The 21,220-nt window shown below is 67.7% G+C and carries 20 protein-coding genes; 11 read left to right on the plus strand and 9 right to left on the minus strand.

Going from position 1 to position 21,220, the window contains the following annotated elements; genetic code table 11:
* Positions 1 to 47 precede the first annotated feature (47 nt).
* Positions 48 to 1,442 (minus strand): SIR2 family protein, encoded by a 1,395-nt coding sequence (locus QHF89_RS11035; RefSeq protein WP_284720355.1) that lies wholly within the window; start codon positions 1,440 to 1,442, stop codon positions 48 to 50.
* Positions 1,443 to 1,525: 83 nt separating this feature from the next.
* Here QHF89_RS11035 and QHF89_RS11040 point away from each other — a divergent pair, with 83 nt between their 5' ends.
* Positions 1,526 to 2,992 carry a 5'-methylthioadenosine/S-adenosylhomocysteine nucleosidase family protein gene (locus tag QHF89_RS11040; RefSeq protein WP_136966986.1) on the plus strand — a complete coding sequence of 489 codons (1,467 nt, stop codon included), beginning with the start codon at positions 1,526 to 1,528 and terminating at the stop codon, positions 2,990 to 2,992.
* 1 nt (position 2,993) lies between these two features.
* Here QHF89_RS11040 and QHF89_RS11045 read toward each other — a convergent pair whose 3' ends face one another.
* Positions 2,994 to 3,713, minus strand: a complete 720-nt coding sequence (locus tag QHF89_RS11045) for a DNA-directed RNA polymerase (RefSeq protein WP_136966985.1) — start codon at positions 3,711 to 3,713, stop codon at positions 2,994 to 2,996.
* A gap of 223 nt (positions 3,714 to 3,936) precedes the next feature.
* On the opposite strand from QHF89_RS11045, the gene QHF89_RS11050 reads away from it, so the two are divergent.
* Entirely contained in the window at positions 3,937 to 4,371 is a 435-nt protein-coding gene (locus tag QHF89_RS11050; RefSeq protein ID WP_136966984.1) for an STAS/SEC14 domain-containing protein, read from the plus strand.
* 14 nt (positions 4,372 to 4,385) lie between these two features.
* Here QHF89_RS11050 and QHF89_RS11055 read toward each other — a convergent pair whose 3' ends face one another.
* Genes QHF89_RS11055 through nadB form a run of 3 tightly spaced genes read right to left on the minus strand, consistent with a single transcriptional unit; the run spans position 4,386 to position 8,007 of the window.
* Positions 4,386 to 5,498: a patatin-like phospholipase family protein gene (locus QHF89_RS11055; RefSeq protein WP_284720356.1), complete on the minus strand. Its 1,113-nt coding sequence runs from the start codon at positions 5,496 to 5,498 to the stop codon at positions 4,386 to 4,388.
* On the minus strand, positions 5,495 to 6,370 hold the full coding sequence (locus QHF89_RS11060) for a CPBP family intramembrane glutamic endopeptidase (RefSeq protein ID WP_136966983.1): 876 nt from the start codon (positions 6,368 to 6,370) through the stop codon (positions 5,495 to 5,497). The genes QHF89_RS11055 and QHF89_RS11060 overlap by 4 nt, the downstream gene beginning before the upstream one ends.
* Complete coding sequence (gene nadB / locus QHF89_RS11065; protein ID WP_284720357.1) at positions 6,370 to 8,007, minus strand: L-aspartate oxidase; 1,638 nt, start codon at positions 8,005 to 8,007, stop codon at positions 6,370 to 6,372. Before nadB ends, QHF89_RS11060 begins: the two co-directional genes overlap by 1 nt.
* Positions 8,008 to 8,128: 121 nt before the next feature.
* On the opposite strand from nadB, the gene QHF89_RS11070 reads away from it, so the two are divergent.
* The 8 genes from QHF89_RS11070 to QHF89_RS11105 all read left to right on the plus strand — a co-directional run bounded on the left by QHF89_RS11070 (position 8,129) and on the right by QHF89_RS11105 (position 15,514).
* Complete coding sequence (locus QHF89_RS11070) at positions 8,129 to 8,956, plus strand: electron transfer flavoprotein subunit beta/FixA family protein (protein ID WP_136966981.1); 828 nt, start codon at positions 8,129 to 8,131, stop codon at positions 8,954 to 8,956.
* Between the two features lie 46 nt (positions 8,957 to 9,002).
* Positions 9,003 to 9,974 (plus strand): electron transfer flavoprotein subunit alpha/FixB family protein, encoded by a 972-nt coding sequence (locus tag QHF89_RS11075; protein WP_136966980.1) that lies wholly within the window; start codon positions 9,003 to 9,005, stop codon positions 9,972 to 9,974.
* A gap of 267 nt (positions 9,975 to 10,241) precedes the next feature.
* Positions 10,242 to 12,119 (plus strand): type VI secretion system Vgr family protein, encoded by a 1,878-nt coding sequence (locus QHF89_RS11080; RefSeq protein ID WP_136966979.1) that lies wholly within the window; start codon positions 10,242 to 10,244, stop codon positions 12,117 to 12,119.
* 14 nt (positions 12,120 to 12,133) lie between these two features.
* Positions 12,134 to 13,084 carry an AAA family ATPase gene (locus tag QHF89_RS11085; RefSeq protein ID WP_136966978.1) on the plus strand — a complete coding sequence of 317 codons (951 nt, stop codon included), beginning with the start codon at positions 12,134 to 12,136 and terminating at the stop codon, positions 13,082 to 13,084.
* An 8-nt stretch (positions 13,085 to 13,092) separates the two neighbouring features.
* Positions 13,093 to 13,515, plus strand: coding sequence for a DcrB-related protein (locus QHF89_RS11090; RefSeq protein ID WP_136966977.1), 423 nt, complete (start codon positions 13,093 to 13,095; stop codon positions 13,513 to 13,515).
* Positions 13,512 to 13,946, plus strand: coding sequence for a DcrB-related protein (locus tag QHF89_RS11095; RefSeq protein WP_136931168.1), 435 nt, complete (start codon positions 13,512 to 13,514; stop codon positions 13,944 to 13,946). Before QHF89_RS11090 ends, QHF89_RS11095 begins: the two co-directional genes overlap by 4 nt.
* A 21-nt stretch (positions 13,947 to 13,967) precedes the next feature.
* Complete coding sequence (locus tag QHF89_RS11100) at positions 13,968 to 15,161, plus strand: PAAR domain-containing protein (RefSeq protein WP_136966976.1); 1,194 nt, start codon at positions 13,968 to 13,970, stop codon at positions 15,159 to 15,161.
* A 32-nt stretch (positions 15,162 to 15,193) separates the two neighbouring features.
* Positions 15,194 to 15,514 carry a hypothetical protein gene (locus QHF89_RS11105; RefSeq protein WP_136966975.1) on the plus strand — a complete coding sequence of 107 codons (321 nt, stop codon included), beginning with the start codon at positions 15,194 to 15,196 and terminating at the stop codon, positions 15,512 to 15,514.
* 3 nt (positions 15,515 to 15,517) lie between these two features.
* Here QHF89_RS11105 and QHF89_RS11110 read toward each other — a convergent pair whose 3' ends face one another.
* On the minus strand, positions 15,518 to 17,800 hold the full coding sequence (locus tag QHF89_RS11110) for a DUF2169 family type VI secretion system accessory protein (protein ID WP_136966974.1): 2,283 nt from the start codon (positions 17,798 to 17,800) through the stop codon (positions 15,518 to 15,520).
* A gap of 43 nt (positions 17,801 to 17,843) precedes the next feature.
* Positions 17,844 to 18,722, minus strand: coding sequence for a LysM peptidoglycan-binding domain-containing protein (locus tag QHF89_RS11115; RefSeq protein WP_136966973.1), 879 nt, complete (start codon positions 18,720 to 18,722; stop codon positions 17,844 to 17,846).
* Between the two features lie 485 nt (positions 18,723 to 19,207).
* On the opposite strand from QHF89_RS11115, the gene QHF89_RS11120 reads away from it, so the two are divergent.
* Positions 19,208 to 19,735 carry a hypothetical protein gene (locus QHF89_RS11120; RefSeq protein WP_136966972.1) on the plus strand — a complete coding sequence of 176 codons (528 nt, stop codon included), beginning with the start codon at positions 19,208 to 19,210 and terminating at the stop codon, positions 19,733 to 19,735.
* 174 nt (positions 19,736 to 19,909) lie between these two features.
* On the opposite strand, the gene QHF89_RS11125 is transcribed toward QHF89_RS11120, so the two are convergent.
* Both QHF89_RS11125 and QHF89_RS11130 read right to left on the minus strand, forming a co-directional pair.
* Positions 19,910 to 20,407 (minus strand): hypothetical protein, encoded by a 498-nt coding sequence (locus QHF89_RS11125; RefSeq protein ID WP_136966971.1) that lies wholly within the window; start codon positions 20,405 to 20,407, stop codon positions 19,910 to 19,912.
* 83 nt (positions 20,408 to 20,490) lie between these two features.
* A complete protein-coding gene (locus tag QHF89_RS11130) occupies positions 20,491 to 21,207 on the minus strand; it encodes a hypothetical protein (protein WP_136966970.1) in 717 nt (238 codons plus the stop codon).
* Positions 21,208 to 21,220: the final 13 nt, after the last annotated feature.

Below are 21,220 nucleotides of genomic sequence, written 5' to 3' on the forward strand. Positions count from 1 at the left end.
GCCGGGCATCGTAGGGCGCGAGCGCCCTCGAAATCCACCCCGAAGCTTTACGTCGCGAGCCGGCCGAGGCAACGCTCGATCGCTGCGAGGATCGCGCCCTCGTCCTTCGTCTCCGCGCCGAGCGCCTCGAATGAGGCGGCGTCGATTTCTGCGGGGAGATGCGCCCCGGGATCTGCGCGCATGGCCTCGTGAATCGCCCGCGCCGCGTGCCCCGTCGCCGCGATGGGCAGGACCACGAGGCCTTGCGCCTTTGCGATCTCGAACTCTTCCAGCACGCCGGGCGCCGGCACGCCGCGCCGCAATCCTCCGATGACGATCATCACGCCCGATTGCACGATCAGGTCCTCGCGCGACTTTTTCTTCCACGCCTCCAGCGACGCGCCGGGCGGGACGACCTCGCGGACCGGGCGCACCACGAGCCGCCTCGAAATGGCCGCGGCCGTTCGGCCGTCGAGCGCCTCGACGAGCCCCGTGACCGCGGCGCTGCCCACGACCCGCCCGAGCCCCGTCACGAGCTGCATATTCTTCGAGCCCACGATGCGCCCCACGCCGCGCGCGATCGACGCGACGAACGCGCGCTCTTTTTCGTCCCCGTCCTCGGGAAAGCTGCCCGACACGAACACGCTGCGCTGCGCCCGGCGCCGCTCCAGTTTGCGCAGGATCTCCGTGATGCCGGCAAAATCGTCGACCACGAGCGCGCGAATGCCGTACCGATGCAGGTCCGTGACGAGGTGCGCGAACCGCTGCGCGTCGTACGGGTCCGAGGGGCGCTTGAGGATCGTGTAATGCTGGCGCGGGCCGTCTTCGAAGGAGCGGCGCAGCGCGGAGAGGACGTGCCCGAGGTTCGGATCCGTGAAGCTGAGCCCGAGGAACAGGAACGTGCGTGTCGTGAGGTCGCTCTCGAGGATCTGCAAAAAGGCAGGCCGCGTGCGCGCATACCGCTCGTAATCGTCTTTCGTCAGGACGATCGCGTCCGGCTGCGAGGCCGTGCCGTGCATCTTGAAGAGCAACGCGTCGGCCTCGGGGTCCGAGGTCGTGAGGTCGCGGCTGCGCGATTTCACGTCGAAGACCTTGCCCGCCTCCCGCCACGCGCCTTCGAGGATCTCGTCGTAGTTCGTGGTCCAGACGTGGCCAATCGGCAGGCGCGCCAGGATCCGGTGGTTGTCCGGGATGTCCATCTCGCGATCGAACGTGCGCCGGACGAGGGATTCGAGGTGCGTGCGGTTGCCGGCGTACCGATTGACGTAGTATTGGCTGAGCGAGACGAGGTCGTGCTCTTTGGTGACGTCGAGCCCAATCTCGCGCGCCATGCCTTCGAGCAGCTTGCCCCAGCCCGGCAGGCCGGTCGCCATCGACAATCCCGCGCCGACGAAGAGGGCCGCGCTCCCGCGCTCGAGGGCGTCGACGTAATCTCGCAGGAAATCGGTGAGGCCCTGATCCATGCTCCGGCTCCTCCGCGCCCGGCACGCGCCGCGCGTTTGCTCAGCGTACACCCGAGGCGCCGCGCCTGGTAGACTCCGCATCCATGAGTGACGCCGCGCAAGGGCAGGAGATGTGGGTGCAGGTCGCGGGCACGGGTTCGCGCAAAGCGCCGTTGCCCAGGACGGAGGAGCTCACGGCACAAGCGATCGGGCGGGCGCTGGCGCACAGCGGCGCCGGGCTCGTGACGTGCGGCTGGAACGGCGTGGACAAGGCCGCGACGATGGCCTTCGCCGGCGCGCTCCAGGCCCTCGGGATGCCGCTCTCCACGCGGCTCAAGCAAATCGTCCCGCGCCCCGACGAGCCCTCCTTTTTCGGCGGGGATGTGGTGTACGTGGAGAAAGGTGTCCCCGAATGGGTCGAGAGCGTGCGGCGCGCGCAAGCCGTGGTCCTCATCGGCGGCCTCGGCGGGACGTACAAGACCTACCAAACCGCGCGCAATGAGCAGGTGCCCGTGTTTCCGCTGCCGTCCACGGGCGGCGACGCGAAGAAGGCATTCGACGAGATCATGGCCGATTTCCAGGGGCTCGGTCTCCACCGGCGCGTGACACGGGCGCAGGTCGCCGCGCTCGATACGCCGATCACGACGCGCGAAGAGGCCGACGACGTCGCCGAGCGGCTGCTGGATCTCATCACGGAGGAGCTCTCGGGCCGGCGGCCCGTCACCGCCACGGATCGCCCGAAGGGGCCGCGGCAGCCGAAGAGCACGTCGAAAACGAAGCCCGAGCGGGTCGATTTTTTGCTGGTGACGGCGCTGCCCGAGGAGCGCGACGCGCTTTTGCGGCGCCTGCCCGGCTTCGAGCGGGTCGTGCCGCGCAAGGACGACGTGCACGTCTATTTCCGGGCGACCTTGCCCGTGACGGACGGGTCGGGCAGCTATCGAATCGTGGTGCTGCCGCTGCTCGGCATGGGCCGCGTGAATGCGGCGACGGCGACGGGCGAGGCGATCAAGCGCTGGCGGCCCCGGCACGTGGTGCTCGTGGGGATCGCGGGGGGCGTCGCGGCGCGCAGCGTCTCGCTCGGGGATCTGCTGATCTCGGAGCAGGTCGTCGATTACGAGCTGCAAAAGCTCACGGAGCAGGGGATCGAGGTGCGCTGGTCGGTGCACAAAGCATCACGGCGGCTCTATGCGGCGGCGCTGAACGTGCTCGGCGACGCGTGGACGAAGAGCCTCTTGGTGCCGCGTCCGGGCGAGGGCGCGCCGCGGATCCACCTCGGGCCCATCGCGTCGGGCGACAAGGTGGTCGCGGTCGAGCGGGTGCTCACGGAGTATCGAAATGTATGGCCGACGCTGATCGGCGTGGAGATGGAGGCCGCGGGCGTGGCGAGCGCTTGTTTCGCGGCGGCGCGTCAGCCCGAATTCTTCATGGTGCGCGGCGTGTCGGACCTCGCCGACGAGAACAAGAACACGCCGCGGGTGGATGGTTTTCGATCCTATGCCTGCGAGGTGGCCGCGGGATACACGGTGGAGCTCTTGCGCAGCCACCCGATCCCCTTCTTGAAGAGCCGTTAGCTCATTTCGGTTCGAGCTTCACGCCATGCAGGACGTTGCGCTTCTTGTCGACCTCTTCCAGGAGATCGGAATCGATGAGCAGGTGCGCCTGCATGCTGTCTTCTTCGCTGTTCCAGAGCTTGCCCGCGAACGAGATGCGGCCCGCGCTGTCCGTGTCGAGCCAATAATTGCCGCTCGCGTCGTCGCCGGCCACGGTGGAGGAACCGGGGAGCGGCTCATTGCCGCTGTCGTTGCCGGGGAACGGGTTCGGAGGCTGCGCGAACTGCTGGCCGAGCAGGTTCGTCACGCGCCGCTCGAAGGGCGACGCGGGCGAAGGATCGAGCGCGAGGGGGCGCAAAAACCCTCGGTCGTCCATGGCGAGGCGCGAGCCCTTCACCGTGAACACGAGCGAGGTGCCCGGCTCGAAGCTGACGGCGAGCGCACGCGGGCCGACCTTCACGGCGACGCCCGGGGTCTTCGCCGGAATCACGACCTCCTCGATCTGCTTGCCCGAGATGAGCAGCAGCTTGTGGCCCGGGGTGATCTTGCGGCCGCCCGACTCGACCTCGCGGCGAAGCGTGATGCCGTGGGAGCTGTAGAACTGGAGGTTCTTGACCTCGTCGTCCGTGAGCCCGTGCTCGGTGCGGATCTCGTGGGTGAAAGGAACGAGGCTCGCGCACCCCGTGAGACCCGAGAGCGCGACGAGGACGAGGGACGCGAGGAGAGCAGGGCGGGCGAGCATCAGGATCCTCCGAGGAGAGCGCAGCGAGGGGCGGCTTTCAAGGGCCGGCATGCCCCGAGAACGTCCGCAGCCCGGCCAGGCTTACAGGGCAAGCTCCCGAGGCGCGTCGAAAGCTCGGGGACGGACGTGAATGGACAGGTCGAGGGTCGGGTTGACGGACTGGACACCCCCGCGTATTGCACGGTGTCCTGGGCGAAACTTTGAGCTTCAACGAGGAGCAGCCTTGCTACACGACGCGCGCATCTTCTCCATTGGCCATGCCCATCGCGTGCGCTTCGAGGCGCCCGATGTCGTGGTGCTGGCCTGGAACGGCGACGTGGAGCCGGAGCACATGCTCACGTTTTACGACATGCTCGAAGAGAGAGCGCAGGGGCGGCAGGTGCTGGTCGTGAACGACCTGACGCACTCGAAGGATCCCGGGGCGCGGACGCGCAAGGTGGCGACGATGGATCCACGTTCGCGGCTCGTGGGCGCGCTCGCGCTGCTCGGCGCGAACTACCGCCTCCGCGTGCTCGTGGCGATGATGGATAAGGCCGTGCGTGTCTTCCAGGGGCAAACCCGGCGGACGGCCTGCTTCGACGACGAGCGCGAAGCGCGGGCTTGGCTCGCCACGCAGCGCCAGTTCCTCACGCCGGTCGATCTCGCGTCGGCGTCCTAGAACGGCTCGGCGCTCTAGGCCGCTTCCCAGCCGAGGCGCGCGACGACGCCGCGGCGCTTCTCCATCCACTCGGCGATGCGCTCGCGCGTCGTGCGGTACGCGTATTCGAGGATGGCGCGGCGCGCGGCGAGGTTCGAAGGGTTGTGCAGGAAGAGCAGGACGTCCGTCGGCTCGGGTTCGAGGACGAGGACGTGCATGCCAGTCTTCTGCTGGATCTGCTCGACGTTCTGCGCGAGCCGCGCGTGCGTGCCGATGCGCATGGCCTGGTTCATCACCCAGAACAAGCCCTTGTCGCGCACGCTCTGCCGCACGCCGTGCCCCGTGGGGACGGCGCGATGCGCGACGGAGACGGGCACCATGGGGTTCACGACGACGGCAAACTCGACGCCCGCCTCGGCCGCGACGTCGAGGTGCGCGACGTCGCCGAGGCCACCGTCGATGTAGTGCCGATCCCCGATGCGGATCGGCGAAAAGAAGGGCGGGAGCGCGAGCGACGCGGCGCACGCGAGCGAGACCGGGATGTCTTCGTGCCCCTCGGCGCCGAAGAGGATGCGATCGCCGCAGTCAACGTCGTACGTGGGAATGCGCAAGGGGCGCGGCATGGCGCGGAACGCGTTCGGGATGCCGCGGCGAAGGAAAAACTCGGCGAGGAAACGCTCGTACCGGTCGAGCGTGAAGAAGCCGGCGGGGAGCGAGTCGGCGAGGCGATCGATCTGCTCCCACAGGTAGAGGTGGCCCGGCGTGGTGGGCGAGACGGGGTCGCGGCTCGACGAGAGGCGCGCGAGGGCGTGGCGAATCGCGACCCAGGAGGTCGAGAGCGCGCGGCGCCACTCGTCGATGTCCATGCGGAAGACGTGGCTGCGTTCGAGCGGGAAGAAGTTGTCGACCGGATCGAGCAGCGCGCGGTAGAGGCGATCGACGGGGATGCCGCCGGCGAGCGCAGCCGCGACGCTCGCGCCGCTCGATTGTCCGAGGTAGAGGGAAAAACTCTGTCCGTCGACGCCACGCACGCCGTCGGCGAGCGCAGCGAGCGCGCCGATCTGGTAGAGCGCGCCGGTCAGGCCTCCGCCGGGCAAGCAGAGGGCGGTCTTCGGAGGTTCGTGGGAGGAACGGGGCGCTTCGCTCACGCTACGTCCTTTTCTCGGGCCTCGCGCGCCACCTCGGACTTTTTTCCGAGGAGGTAGACGAGGCCCAGCAAGACGAGGGTGACGGCAGATCCGCCAATCGTCACGGAGAGCGGGATCGGCGCGGAGTCCGCGATTTCCGTGGGGGAGCGCGAGTACACGGAGCCGAGGGTGATGCCGTTGAAGAGCCCGTGCATGACGAAGCTCGGCAGGAGCGAGCCGCTCGCGCTGCGGAGCAAGCCGAGCGAGAGGCCGACGATGCCGATGGGCAAGACGAGCTGCCACTCGAGGTGCGCGAACGCGAAGAAGGTGCTCGTCGCGAGGAGCGTCCCGAGCGCGTCGTAGCGGCGACGGAGCGGGCGGAAGAGCGCGCCGCGGAAGAAGACCTCTTCGATGAGCGGGCCGGCGAGCACGAGGATGACGAAGAAGAGGACGCGCTTCGGCACGCCACCCGCGAGCTCCTCCTGGAGCATCTCCTCGCGCGGCTGCCCCGTGGGCCAGCGCTTGACGATGATGTCGTAGAGCGCGTTCGCCGGGATCTGCACGGCCATGCCGAGCATCGCCGCGAGCGGGAAGAAGCCGCGGTGCGTCGCGCGCACGCCGAGGTAGTCGCGGATCGATTTGTCCGGCGCGTGGAGCTGCAGGATCAAGAAGAGCGCGATGAGCGTGGAGACGAGCTGGCAGCCGAAGCTCGTGACGAGGTCCAAGCGGCCATCCCCGCCGCGGATCGAGCCGATGAGCGACAGGAAAAAGATGTAGAGGAACGTCGTGCCGACCGCGAACCCCGCGGCGCTGAGGTAACTCATCGAGCGCTCGCCGCGCTCGGCGGGCGGTACGAGCGGGTTGCTCGGCCGGTCGTCGTCGTTCGGATCCATCAACGACCTCGAAGATGGGGCACGACGCCCCGCTTGACCACGATGTCCGCGGCGAACCGATCGTTCGTCTGCGGATAATCGATCGTCGCGTGCAAGCCACGGCTCTCGTGGCGCGCAGCCGCGCAGCCGACGATGAGCTCGGCGACGGTGGCGATGTTGCGGAGCTCGAGGAGGTCGCGCGTCACGAGGTGGCGCCAGTAATACTCGCGGATCTCGTCCTGCAAGAGGGCGATGCGGCGAGCGGCGCGGCGCAGGCGCGCGTTCGAGCGGACGATGCCGACGTAGTTCCACATGGTGCGGCGGAGCTCGTCCCAGTTGTGCGTGACCACGACCTCCTCGTCGCTCGGGACGGCGTCGCCGATCTGCCACTCGGGGACCTCGGGGAACGGGCTCTTGCAGAGCTCGCCGACCGTGCTCGTGAGGCGCACGGCGGCGCGGTGACCGAAGACGAGGCCTTCGAGGAGCGAGTTCGAGGCGAGGCGGTTCGCGCCGTGCAGGCCCGTGCACGCGCACTCGCCGACGGCCCAGAGGCCGGGGATCGTGGTGCGTCCGTGGAGGTCGGTGCTGATGCCGCCGCAGAGGTAGTGCGCGGCGGGGACGACGGGGATCGGCTGCGAGGTGATGTCGATCCCGAAGCGCAGGCACTCGGCGTAGATCGTGGGGAAGTGATCACAGACGAAGTTCGCGGGCTTGTGCGTGATGTCGAGCAGGACGAACTCGCTGCCCGTGCGCTTCATCTCGAAGTCGATGGCGCGGGCGACGATGTCGCGCGGCGCGAGCTCCTTGCGCGGGTCGTGGTTCGCCATGAACGGCGTGCCGTCGGGCAAGCGGAGGATCGCGCCCTCGCCGCGCAGCGCCTCGGTGATGAGGAAGCTCTTCGCCTGCGGGTGGTAGAGGCAGGTCGGGTGGAACTGGTAGAACTCCATGTTCGCGATCTCGGCGCCTGCTCGGTACGCCATCGCGATGCCGTCGCCCGTCGCGACGTCGGGGTTCGAGGTGTAGAGGTAGACCTTGCCCGCCCCGCCCGAGGCGAGGATCGTGGCGCGCGCGAGGTACGTCTCGACGAGGTGGCTCTTCGCGTCGTCCTCGCCATCCGAGCGCGTGGCCGTGTTGAGCACGTACGCGCCGACGCAGACGTCGGGACCGCCGAAGCGCGACATGACGATGAGGTCGATCGCCATGTGGTGCTCGAGGATGCGGATGTTCGGGTGCGCGCGGCAGCGTTCGAGCAGCGCGCGCTCGACCTCGAAGCCGGTCGCGTCCGCGACATGGAGGACTCGGCGCGCGCTGTGCCCGCCCTCGCGGGCGAGCGCGATCGAGCCGTCTTTTTCACGGTCGAAGCGCGCGCCGCGGTCCATGAGCTCGCGGATCCGATCGGGTCCTTCGCGGACGCAGATGTCGACGACGACGTCGTGGCAGAGGCCAGCGCCGGCGACGAGCGTGTCCTTGATGTGCGCGTCGAAGGTGTCTTCGGGCGAGATGACGGCGGCGATGCCGCCCTGCGCCCACCGGGTGTTCGACTCCTCGCTGCTGCGTTTGGTGACGACCACGACCTCACCGTGTTCGGCGATGTCGAGGGCGAAGGTCAGGCCAGCGATCCCGCTGCCGATGACGAGAAAATCGGTCGTGACGGCCACGGGCGGCAGGGTAGCAGGCTCCTTGACGCACAACGACAACGCTGTCATGAGGCACGCGCCTGGCGGGCGCGCGCGTCCTGTTGGGCCCGACCCTTGGCCGCCGAAAGGAGCCTCCCGAACCGTGAAGATCCTCGTTGCTCTCAAGCGCGTCGCCGACCCGGACAACGCCAACAAGGTGAAGATCCCTGCCTCGGGAGAGAAGATCGACACCACCGGGCTCGAGTGGAAGCCGAACCCCTTCGACGAGTACGCCCTCGAGGCCGCCCTGCGGCTCACGGAAAACGGTACGCAGCCGAAGGTTCGTGCCGGTGAGGTCGTCGTGGTGACGTTCGGCCCGAAGGAGACGGAGACGACGCTGCGCGCCGCGCTGGCGACGGGCGCCGACAAGGCGATCCGCGTGGACGCGGCCGACGACAAACTCGACGGTGATCTCGTCGCGCGTGCGCTGAAGGCGCTCGTCGAGAAGGAGAAGCCGGACGTCGTGCTGATGGGCAAGCAGGCGGTCGACGGTGACTCGAACCAGGTGGGGCAGATCCTCGCGGAGCTGCTCGACTGGCCGATGGCGACGTTCGCCGCGACGATCCGCGAGGAGGCGGGCGCGCTGCTCGTCGGTCGCGAGGTCGACGGCGGCGTGTCGACGCTGCGCGTGAAGCTGCCGGCCGTGGTGACGGTCGATCTGCGCATCGTGGCGCCGACGAGCGTGTACTCGCTGAAGACGCCGGCGACCCACAAGTACAACGACGGCGTGCGCTTCGCGGCGCTGCCCGCGATCATGGCGGCGAAGAAGAAGCCGCTCGTCGAGGTGAAGCTCGCGGACCTCGCGTCGGATCAGGCGCTGAAGGTTTCGTACCACGGCTTCGCGGCGCCCCCGGCGCGCAAGGCCGGCATCAAGGTCAAGGACGTGAGCGAGCTCGTCTCGAAGCTCAAGAACGAAGCGAAGGTCCTCTGAGGACCCTCTAGGACAAACACCCCCATTTCGGAGAAGAGGTATCAGAATGGCTGACGTTCTCGTTGTGGCGGAGGTTGCCGAGGGCAAGCTCAAGAAGACCACGCACTCGGCGATCACGTTCGCGCAGAAGGCGGCGGCGACGATCGGCGGGACGTTCTCGATCCTGGTGATCGGCGACGGCGCCGGGAAGGCGGCGGCCGAGGCGCAGGGCTTTGGCGCGGCGAAGATCCTCGTGGTCGAGGACGCGTCGCTGAAGAACTACCTCGCCGAGCGCTACGCGCCGACGGTGGCCGCGGTCGGCAAGGGCTACGCCGTCGTCGTCGGCACGGCGAGCGCCTACGGCAAGGACCTGCTCCCGCGCGTCGCGGCGCGCCTCGGCGCGGGCTACGCGAGCGACATCACGGAGGTCATCGCGGACGGCGGCAAGCTCAAGTACAAGCGGCCGATGTTCGCGGGCAACGCGTTCGGGATCAGCTCGATCACGACGCCGATCCAGGTGGTGAGCGTGCGCCAGAGCGCGTTCGCCGCGGCGGAGCCCACGGGCGGCCAGTCGGCGGTGGAGACGGTCGCGTACGCGGGCCCGAGCAAGGCGGCGGAGCGCGTGGAGTTCGTCTCGTTCGACCAGGTGAAGAGCGCGCGTCCGGAGCTGACGGAGGCGCGTGTCGTGGTGTCGGGCGGCCGCGCGCTGAAGGAGAAGTTCAACCAGGTGCTCGACCCGCTCGCCGACGTGCTCGGCGCGGCCGTGGGCGCGAGCCGCGCGGCCTGCGACGCGGGGTATGCGCCGAGCGATCTGCAGGTCGGCCAGACGGGCAAGATCGTGGCGCCGCAGCTCTACTTCGCGATCGGCATCTCGGGCGCGATCCAGCACCTCGCGGGCATGAAGGGCTCGAAGGTGATCGTGGCGATCAACAAGGACGCCGACGCGCCGATCTTCCAGGTCGCGGATTACGGCCTCGTCGCGGACCTGTTCGCGACGGTGCCGGAGCTCGTGAAGGGCATCCAGGCCGCGAAGGGCTGACCAAAACCAGCTCCCGGGCTCCTGAAAGCCCCCTCTCCCCGCGGAGAGGGGGCTTTTTTCGTTTGTGTACCTACGAACCTGTAGGCGCCCTCCGCTCTTCTTTCGTTTGTGCACCTACGAACTGATGGTACCTTCGGGGCTTTCTTTCGTTTGTGCACCTACGAACTCGTGCAGAGAAGACTATGTGCGTGCTCGAAATTGGAATAGATTGACTCGTGGGGCACGTCGCGCCTCCACCTGTTTCTCTCGCGCCACGGAGTCGACACCATGGGCGGCAACCTCGAGGTCACGGTCAGCTCGGGCGATGTATTCGACGTCCGGGAGTTCACGATTCACCAGCGGATGTCCTCGATTTTCGACGTCACGCTCCACGCCGTGTGTGAAAACCCGGACGTCGATTTCAACGCCGTCGTGGGGCAGCCGGCGCGCTTCCTCCTCTACAGCGGCGTCGGGGGCACGCAGGTCCGGTTCTGGTCGGGCATCTGCAACGATCTCTCGCAGGTCCGCGTCGAGGAGCGGGGGCTCTCGACCTACCGGCTGAACATCGTGCCCACGCTGTGGCTCCTGACGCAGCGACGCAATTACCGCATGTTCCAGCAGATCTCGGAGCCCGACATCGTGCTCAAGGTCCTCTCCGAGTGGGGCATCGAGCCCGAGCTCAAGATCGACAAAGGGGCGTACAAGAAGCGCAAGTACCGCGTCCAGTACGCCGAGTCGGATTACGCCTTCATCAGCCGCATGCTCGAGGACGCGGGCATCTCTTTCTACTTCATGCAGAACGGCGACGAGACGAAGCTCGTGCTCGCCGACGCGCCCCACACGAACGCGCCCCGCCCGACGATCTCGTTCCGGGACAACCCCACCGTGGCCGACCGCGAGCACGTGACGAACGTCCGCGTCGGGCAGCGGGTGCGCCCCGGCAAGTACACGATGCGGGACCACGACTATCGCCGCCCGCCCTCGTACAAGCTCGCGGCGAGCGCCGCTGCGCCGAAGGTGAGCATCGAGGAGCGGCTCGAACGATTCCACTACACGCCGGGCGCGTTCCTGTTCGGCGCCGACCGCGGCGACGACACGCCCAACGCAGACGACAGAGGCAAGACGCGCACGGACGAGGCCGAGGCGGCCGGGCTCGCCGAAAAACGCCTCGCCGCCAAGCGGAGCAGCGGCAACGTCATTTCCTTCGAGACGAACGTCCACGACCTCGCGCCGGGCGTGGTCGTGACCTTCGCGGATCATCCGCGCGGGGATCTCGCCGCGGGGAAGAACTTGCTCCTCGTCGAATCCCTCCTCGCGGGCACGCCCAATGGCGACTGGCACCACGCGTGCGAGGCGCGCCGCACCGAAGCGCCCTACCGGCCGCCCATGACGACGCCAAAGCCCAAGGCGGTCGGCGTCGAAAGCGCCACCGTGGTGGGCCCGCCCGGCGAGGAGATCCATTGCGACGAGTTCGGTCGCGTCCGGGTCCATTTTCATTGGGACCGCGAGAGCCAGATGGACGACAAGAGCTCCTGCTGGATCCACGTGAGCCACCCCTGGGGCGGCGCGGGCTATGGCGGGATGAACATCCCGCGCGTCGGGCAGGAAGTGATCGTCGATTTCCTCGGCGGGGATCCCGATCGCCCGGTGATCATCGGGCGCGTCTACACGAACCTCCAGAAGGTCCCGTACAAGCTGCCGGACAACAAGACGCAGAGCGGCTGGAAGAGCAATTCGACCACCGCCACCGGCGGCTACAACGAGCTCATGTTCGAGGACTCCGCAGGCAAGGAGCAGGTGCGCGTCCAGGCCGAGCGCGACATGAACACGCTCGTCAAGAACGACCAGTCCACGACGGTGCGCCGCAACCGCTCGACGTTCGTGCTCGCGAACGACCTCGAGGTCGTCACCGCGTTCCAGACGCAGGTCGTCGGGCTCGACCGGACCGTGGCCGTGCTCCAGAGCCAGACGCACGCCGTCACGAAGAACATCATCCAGACCGCGGTCGAGGGCTTCGCCTACCACAAGTCGAAGCAGACGACGTTCATCGAGAGCGACGAGCAGATCATCCTGAAGGTCGGGGACAATTCCTTCATTCGGATCACCCCCGAAGGCATCGTGATCCAGGGGCCCAAGGTGTTCATCAATCCGAACGAAGGCGAATAGGCGCGGAGCACGCGATGAAGATCAAGCGACTCCTCACGAACGGCTTCCGCGGCCTGCCGGACCGCGCGTTCGATTTCACGTCCCCGAGGACGGGAGCCCCCGCCGACCTGGTCGTGGTGACGGGGCCCTCGGGGTCGGGCAAGACGAGCCTGCTCGAAGCGATCGTCGCGGCCAAAGAGGACGTGGGGCCCTATGGGCTCAAGCGCTCTCCGAGCGCCTTCATCCGCCCCGGCGACGCCGCGGCGAAGGTGCGCGTCGATTGGGTGCTCACGCAAGAAGAGCGGGCGCGCGTCGGCGCGACGGGCTCGGAGCTGTCCAGCGAGTCGATCTTCGCGCCCAACCTCTTCTCGTCCATCGATCACGATCCCTCGCTCGTCGCGCTCCTCGGCGAATACGACGTCGATCCCGGCGTGAGCAAGGTCGAGTATTTCCACGCGAGCCGCCGCATCCCGCGCGGGGGCGCGCCCAGCATGGCCACGATCGGCATCCCCGAGGGCGAACGGCTCGCGCGGCTCACGCGGGACGACGCCAAGTATGCGCTCGTCCCGCAGTACGTCGCCGAGGCGAGCCTCGGCCTTCACGACCAGGGCAGCAAGCGGGGCGCCGACCGGCTCGCGGACGCGTTCGCGAAGCTCTGCCGGACGCGGACGCTCGCGGGGGTCGAGCAGGCCGGACGAGCGCTCGTGCCGCGCTTCGTCGACGCGCGCGGCGGGGTCGTCGGCCCGGACGAGCTCTCCGACAGCGAGCGGCAAGCGCTCCTCTTCGCGGTGACGTTTCTGCGCTCCGGGATCGAGGGCTCGCTCGTCCTCGTCGATACGCCGGAGCTGCACATCCCCGAGCCCGAAGTCGGCGCGTTTGTCGCGGCGCTCGCGCGGCTCGGGCTCGACAACCAGCTCGTCATCGCGACCGGATCGCCGGGGCTCGTCGCTGGCAACCCGGAAGCGCTCGTCCTTCCGATGGGGTGAGGTGAGGCGTGCGCACGTACCATACCGACGAGCTGCTCTTCGACGTGCCGGATGAATGGAGCGACCGCTCCGTGAACATCTTCGTCAGCGCGCCCGGCGACCGCGTCCCCTTCAACATCGTGGTCACGCGGGACCCGCTCGGGGACGCGGAGCTTCGGCCCTTCGTGCTCGGGAAGCTCAAGGAGATCGCCAAGAGCGTGCCCAAGCTCAACATCCTCGGCCAGCGGGAGCGCATGGTGGGGCCTCTCTCGGGGCTCGAAGCCCGCATTCAATGGCCCGTGCAAGGCGGGACGATGTATCAGCACCAGGTCTACGTGCCTTATTATGGCGAGGTCCTGGTCTTCACCGCGTCGAGCGTCGTGAAGCTCGCGCCTCAGTGCGACGCGTATCTCGAGCAGATGCTCTCCGGCATCAAGTTCCGAAAACAATGAGCGAGTACACGATCGACCAGGCGGTGTTTCCGCTGCCGAGCGGGTGGTTCGACCGCTCCTTGAACGTGCTCGGGCCCGAGCCGAGCGTGGACGAGTTCAAGGTGCTCGTCTCGCGCGCGGATCAAAATGGGCGCACGCTCGACGACTTCGTGAGCAGCCAGGTCAAGGATCTCTCGCAGCGCATGCCGTGGTTCGAGGAGAAGGGCCGGGACGAACGCGTGGTCGCGGGCCTGCGGGCGCTCTCGGTTCGCTCGACGTTCCGCGACGGGAAGAACGAGATGTTCCAGCAACAAGTCACGCTCGTCGTGCGGGGGAAATTCGTCACCTTCACGGCCGCGAGCCTGGCGCGCGTCGAGGAGGCTTGTTCGAAAGAACTCGCGCGGCTGCTCGCGACCGTGAGGGTGAGGCCGATTCTGGACGAAGGACGCTGACGACGAGACGAGGAGAACCCCATGTCCGGTCCCCCGCCTGCTGCACGTGTCGGAGACCCGATCGAACACTCGAACGCCTTGCTCGGCGCGATCACGGGGATCGCGATGGGGCTGGCCATCGGCGTGGCCATTGGCGTCGCGGGGATCCTCACGGTCGCCACCGGTGGACTCGCCGCCGTGGCGTTCGCGGTGATCGGGGCGGCGGCCATGGCGTGTACGGGTGCCGTTGCGGGTTTCTCGTTCGGCGAGTGGATAGGACAAAAATCCAAATCGATATCCGGGGTCATCAAGGAAGGCGCCAAGACCGTCTTCATAGGACAGGGTTGTCCCCCGGCGGCGAGGGCCTACGACAAACTCGCGTGTGGGGATCCTCCCATCACGCCGGGCAAGGTGGTCGTCGCCGCGCTCCTCGGCCCCCTCGGGATGATCGGCCTCGGCATTTACAGCTTTTCGCGCAGCGACCACGGGGACGCGCGGATCGCCGACGGGAGCAAGACCGTCTACATCGAGGGATTCAACGCCGCGCGCGAGACGGACGAGACCGAGTGCAGCGGCAAGATCGTCCAAGGGTGCAAGACCGTCCGGATCGGCGGCCCGAGGATCCAGCTCCTTCCGAAGCGGCCCGAGATCTCCGACAAGTTCCGGGAGTGGATGGCGTTCATCGACAAGGCCGGCGTCCTTTTGGGCATCATCTCCGGGGTCGGCGCGGTCCGGGTGCTCTTCACGCAGGGCATCAAGGGGTTCCTCCCGGCGCTTCGATCCCTGACGAGCTCCCAGCGCTGGGATGTCGGCTTGGCGCTGGGTGATGGGGGGCTCTGGCTCGCCGAGACGTACGGCGGCCTGAACCCGTGGGTCCGCACCTTCTATGAGACCGGGACGCTCGGCCGGTCCGGCTGGCTCGCCCGACCTGGGCGCGGCGGCGCGCCCAGTCTGCCCACCGGCTCGCGCGGCGGCACGCCCGATCTGCCCACCGCCCCGCGTGCCGGCACGCCCGATCTGCCCACGGCCCCGCGCGTCGATACGCCCGATCTGCCCACCGCACCGCGCGTCGACGCGCCCAATGTGCCGCCCACGCCGCCGAGGGCTGTCCCGCAGGGCGGTCAGTCGATCAGCGAGCGCATGGCACAAGGAGGCAATCCACCCCCGTACGCCCGGCAAAACCCGGACAACTATTTTTACGACCCTGCCGCGGGCAGGTACAAACGGCGCCCCTGAGCGGCGCGCCCCCCTCCCACGAAAACCCCACGATGACCCGACCCATTTACGAAGGCGCGTACGCCGAAGTGCCGCCGCCCGGATACCACGTGATCTCCCGCCTCGAAAAGGCGGGCGGCGAGCCCCTGTCCGTCGACGTGATCAAGATCCCCGTCCTCGAACCACGTGATCGCGTGCTCGAATGCACCTACGAGATCCTCGTCGACGGCCTCGACGACGCCGAGGCGGTCCGCCTCATCGTCGAGGTCGTCCTGGGCGAGTTATCCGACCATTATTACCGCGACCAGGCCGACACGATCACGCTCGTCAACCTGCGCACTTCGGCGCGGCGGACAATCCCCTACCCCCCCTGACCCTCAGCGCCGGCCCGGCATGCCGAGCACACGCCCCAACGCCAGGGCCACGAGCGCGAGCGGGTTCGTCTCGTATTGATCCTGCTGCCCGCGCGCCTCGGCGATGACCGCGGCGCGGAAGCGCTGAAAGAGCGGCAGCTTCGCCTCGAGCTCCTCCGAGAGATAACAAGGGATCGGCGTGGACGAGCCCTCGGGCACGAGGGACGCGCGGATGCGCTTCTCTCCCAGGATCATGCGCTTCTGATAGCTGCGCTGTTCGAGCAGCACGCGCTCGATGTTCTGGTCGAGAAAGTTGCTCGGTAGCGATCGATTGGCCTGCACGAACGCTTCGCGCAGCCGGCTCGTCATGCCGTCGGCCGCGAGCGCGGTGCACTTCCAGTCCGATTGCACGAGCTCGTTCGCGGCGTCGAGCGTCTCGCGCAGCCGTTTGTCCGCGCCTGCGAGCGGCGACGTCACCGCGATCGTCGCCTTGAGCGTCTGCACCTCGTTGAAAAAGAGCTGCACCTCGCCGGTGACCACCACGAGCGGCGGCGTGAGCGCGCCCTCCTCGTCAATGGCCTCCGCCATTGCGCGCATCACGCCGTCGCCGTCGACCGGCGTGACGCGCCGAAGGACACGCACGACGTCGCGACGATCCTTGATCTCCTGCTTCGGCTGCTGCGTGTCGTCGAGCGTGAGCCACGCGCCGCTCTCGCTCGGGTCGCGCAGCTCCTCCGCGAAGCTCGCCTGCGCGCGCACCCGCTTCGGCGCGGTTTTGTCGAACCAGAGCAGGTCGATGTACGGGTCGTTCGGCGAGACGCGCGACGCGCGGTACGCGGGCGGCGTGGCCGGCTCGGGGACGACCTCGGACGACGACGGCGACGGCGGCACGCTCTCGGCGACGACCCGCTGCCCGATCGAGACCTTCGCGGCCGGTTGCTCCAGCGAGGGCACGGGCCAGAACGCCGGGGGCGCGCTCGGCGGAGGCGCCTGCATCGGCGGAGGCGCCTGCATCGGCGGAGGCGCCTGGACGGGCGGAGGCGCGCTCGGCGGAGGCGCTTGCATGGGCGGGGCCGCCTGGACGGGCGGGGACGCGGCCGACAACGACGCGAAGGGCAGACCCGCGAGGGCGCTGCTCGGACGAACGGGCGCGCCGGCCGGGGGGGCCTCGACCACGGGCTGCTGCATCATGAACGGCATGACCTGCCGCGAGGGCTCCAAAGGACGAACGTGCGTCGTCTCCGTGGGGTCGATGGTCATGGTGAGGGGCCGCCTCGGTTTCTCGCTCATGGGCGGGGCGGATGCGGCGGACGGGACCGACGCGCTGGACGCGGGGCCACGCGCTTCGTCGAGGCTCACCGTGATCCGACCGGGCTCGCGAGGATGCGCGAGGTTCAGCCGGCCTCGCCACACCAACGTGCAGAGGCCACGTCCCGTGTCGATCCACATGGAATCGGCCGTGAGGGCAATCTCTTCGCGCCGGCCGGGGGCGCGCTCCGCCACGGCGCGGGGCCGGAGCCCCGGCAAGCTGGTCGAGAGGCGCTCGTGCTCGGGGTGCAGGTTTTCGAGCACGATGCGCTCGTTGTCCCGCAGCTCGCTCACATTCTGATCCCGCGGCGCCACGTTGAAGAACGACGCGTCGAATCCCTCGGGCAACGGCCGCTCGTACCAGCGCCGAGAATCCCAGACGCCTGCATAAGGCCCGAGCTTCTCCATGCGCGAGGGCCACGTCGGCGCGATGGGCCCGAACCCGATGGGCTCGACGAAATCACCCCGGCGCATCGGGGTCTTTCCGGGCGGCAAGAGGTTCGGCAGGGGCAGCCTTCCGTAGGCGTCGGGCGGACCGGCGCAGCGCACGCCGACGGGATTCCACGTCCCCGGACCGCCGCTCGCGCGCTCGTAACGAAGGGGCATTCGCACCACGCGGCTGCCGTCCTGGAGCGTCCCGTCCGCCGCCCACACGCGGTCGCTCGCGACCTCGATCGATTTGTCGACGTCTCCCACGATCATGCGCACGTGAAAGGACGTCGTGGGGACGCGGCCGGGCGCGAAGGCATACCCGACGAGCACGATGTCGGCGCAGGGTTTGTAAGGCGCGAGCTCGCTCGGCGCATAGAGGCTACGCGCGGGATCGTCGTCCCAGTAGTTATCGTCCTCGTTGAGCGCTTCTTGCTCGGGGGCGAGCTGCGACGTCCCCGGGAGGAGGACGTAGGTGGCTTTGCACGCGACCGTGAGCAACGGGGCGCCGTGCGCCGAGGTCCAGACCCGCGCGGCGACGCGGAGCGGGCAGGTTGATTCTACGTCCATCGTGATTGAACCTATTCCGATCGCGGGTCCGGCGCCCAGCAGCTCAATTTCGGCTGTACCGACGGTATGCCTCGGCCATTTTGGTATCGTACTGGTTCGAGGCGTAGTCCTCGCCGTTGTACCCGAGGGCGAAGGCGGCCCAGTTCTTCGTCAAGAGGTGGCGGGTGAGCCGCTTGTCGCGGCAAAACCCGAGAAAGGCGCGCATGTGTTGCGCCTCGGAGACGAACATGTCCTCCACGAACGTGCGGACGTTGCGCCACCCGCACATCACGTGGTTCTCGCCGAGCACCTGGAACATGCCCCACGAGCAGCTCTTCACCGCGGCCTCGGGGTCGAGCGTGAATGCCTCGCGGAGGACCTGCCACTGGTCCTTGCGATAACTCTCCTTGCGGCGAGGGCTCTCGTAAGGGGCGGAGAGGTGCGGGTGGCTCTGGTCGTAGCGCCGGGCCGTGTGCTTGCGGAACTTGTGGACCTCGAAGAGGATCTTGGGCCGCTTCTGCGCGTCGAAGCCGCTCCGCCCGCCGGACTCGACCTCGGCGACCGCGCGCACGGCCGCCGTCTCGCAGCCGAGCTCCCGCGCGGCGTTCGCGAAATCGGTGGGGACGAGCTTCAGCGCGAGGCCCTCGCCCGGCAGGATCCAATCGCTGTTCGGCGAGGTGAGCGGGGTGTTCGAGCGATTCGCGCCGCTCGTCTCGGTGGTGGTGGGGCGCGTGTCGGACGCGGCGTTCGTGCCGCCATCGCCGCCGCCGCCGCCGCCGCTGCTCCCGGCGCCTTCTGCCGTGGGCAGGACGAGGCGCTGCCCGACGGACAGGACGTTCGGATTCGTGAGCTGCGGGTTGGCCGAGACGATCTCGCGGACGGTCAGACCATTGCGCGAAGCGATCTTGCTCAGCGTGTCGCCTGCCTGGACCACGTAGTTCATCGGGAGCGAGGATACCGCGAAGGAGACGCTCGCCTCAACCGGAGACCTCCATGGGGGCGGAGGAGATCACACATCCGCGATCTAGGACATCCAGGCCGGCAGATACGACCACACCTCCCGCAGACCGAGATCTCGTGACTGACGACATCCTTTTCTCGAAGCGCAGACACGATGTCTCATACTCGGAGTTCAGATGACGCATGTCGCTTCAGTATGATCCTTGCTGTGGTGATGATCGGTCTTTGTATGACCATCAATAGGTGGCACCTCCAAAATGCCATCTCCCAAGATGGAGGATACGATATCACATCATGCAGATGACGCATCGCATCCAACAGATGTGACATCGCATGATGCATGATGAGACTTCACTTCATGAAGCCGAGACCACGCATGGATCGTGCTACTGATTCGTATGGTTTGACACGGGACTTATCGCCTCGTACCCTACGACGTTTCGTTTCGCGCGGGCGCCGGAGGGTTCCATGGATGACGACGCGGTCGGGAAGTACACGGGGGTGGGGGCCTTTGATGTGCAGCACTACAAGCACAAGCTCATCGACGTGAGGAGCGGGGGGCTCAACCGGTATCGCCGGTCGAAGCCCGGCATCGAGCGGGTGCTCGGCGAGCTCGCCAAAGCCATGCCCGCGCACGGCGACGAGGCGCGCATTCACGCCGATACCTACAAGGAGATCCTCGAGACGGCCGAGACGCTCGCGCTCATCCGCAAAGACAAGCACGGCGTCGTCAAGCTCGCCGAGGTGCTGTGCGAGAGCGAGGTCTATCACGAGGACAGGCTCGAATCGCTGATCAGCCGGCTCGGCAAATCCGTGATCGACAGCGCGCACGATGATAAAAAGCCGGGGCTCCTGGCGGTCTTCGAGGAGACGCTGACCTATCGCTCGATGTACGCCGACAAGGCCGCCGCCACGCGGAAGAAGAACGAGGCGAGCGCGCAGGAGGCGCAGGCGAGCCCGACCGGCGCCACGGACGAAAAGGCGTCGCGGACCTGACCCACGACGGATCTGCCTGGGTGACGAGGGTCATTCGCTTCGCGGCTTTGTCCGCGCCTTGCGACGCTCGATGAGCTCGCGGAAGAGACGGGCGCGCTCCTCGATCTCCGCTTCAATCATTTTTTCAATATATTGCTGAAAGCAGGCTTGGATATTACCAATCCCCGCATGCTCTCAGGTCGATGGCTCGCCGTCCTCTTGTTGCACATCCGTCCGCCGCGTGCTCTTTCCCGGGATTTGTTCGCCCCTTTGCTGGGCCAGGAGCTCGTCACGCAGCTTCCGCAGGTCTTCGAGGTAGTATTCGTAGAAATCCGTGTCGCTCTGCGTCGCCCTCGCCTCTTCGAGCCCTCGCTGAAGCTCGGCGATGAGCGGCTCTAGCACGGCGAGCCCCTCCTCGGGCTGCTCGTCGTACCGACAGCAATCCGCGAAGAACCAGGCCATCACGTATTCTCGGTCCTTGCCCGAGAAGCCGAGGCGAACGATGTCCTTCCAGGCCTCGCGGCAGACTTCGAGGGGAGGGCGCTTCGATAGCGCCACGTTGAGGATGAGCTCGGCGATGCGTCGCCTCGTCTCGCGCACGTCCCATTCATCGTCGCCTGCGCGGGCCACGAACTCCGCTTCGAGCCGGCGTAAGTCGTCTACGGACTCGGCAAAGCTTCGCTCCTCATCCATAGATTTGACCAAGAGGCGCCCGGCAGCGTTGCAGAAAGCTAGCTCGTCCCCCTCCATCTCTCGGCGCGCTCCCAAGTTGTCTCTCATTTACAGCTCTCCCACTTGGACATCATGATTCCGTCGGGCCATTTGCCGCTCCCCCTACACTGCTCATGGCATGCCACGCATATTGAATGTTTCCACTTACCCCCGTCTTTGCTTTGTCGAGCCGAGTCGAGACAGTCGTTCAGGGGCTCTTGACACGGGTCCTTCTTCTTCTTCCGAGCCACCTCCGCAATATCCGACTTACCGATCTCCACCGACGCGGCGATCACGACGACGACGGGGGCCGCCTCGATGATCAGGTCCGCGAGCGCGACCGCCACGATCACGAGCGCACCGGGGTGCCCGACGAGCCCACGCTCGGCCGCCGCCTGCCCGTGCGTAGAAGCGGGCGACACGGGCAGGCGCAGCTCGCGCAGCCTGACGAGCTCCTCCGGGACGGTCATGCCTCGCAGCGCGATCCGCGTGCACGCCGCGAGATCCGCATGCGGCACGCCCTTCGACTCCACATCCACCACGCGGCCCTCTTCGTCCGCCTTCACCGTGTACTCGAACGTAAAGTACCCTCGGGGAAGGTCACCCCCGAACGCATCAACGCATTCGCGCAGCCGCTCCGCCGTGGCGTCCGGGACCCGCGGGCGTTCGTCCTCCACCTTGGGATAGACGATCTTCGCCGCGCAGCCGAGCGGCACGAGCGCCATCGTCGCGCAGCCGAGGAGCCCCCACGAGAGGAGGTTATGCAGGCGTGGACCCCTCATGGCCCACAGGAGA

Origin of the sequence: Polyangium sorediatum (assembly GCF_029946465.1) — a bacterium.
Taxonomy (GTDB): domain Bacteria; phylum Myxococcota_A; class Polyangia; order Polyangiales; family Polyangiaceae; genus Polyangium; species Polyangium fumosum.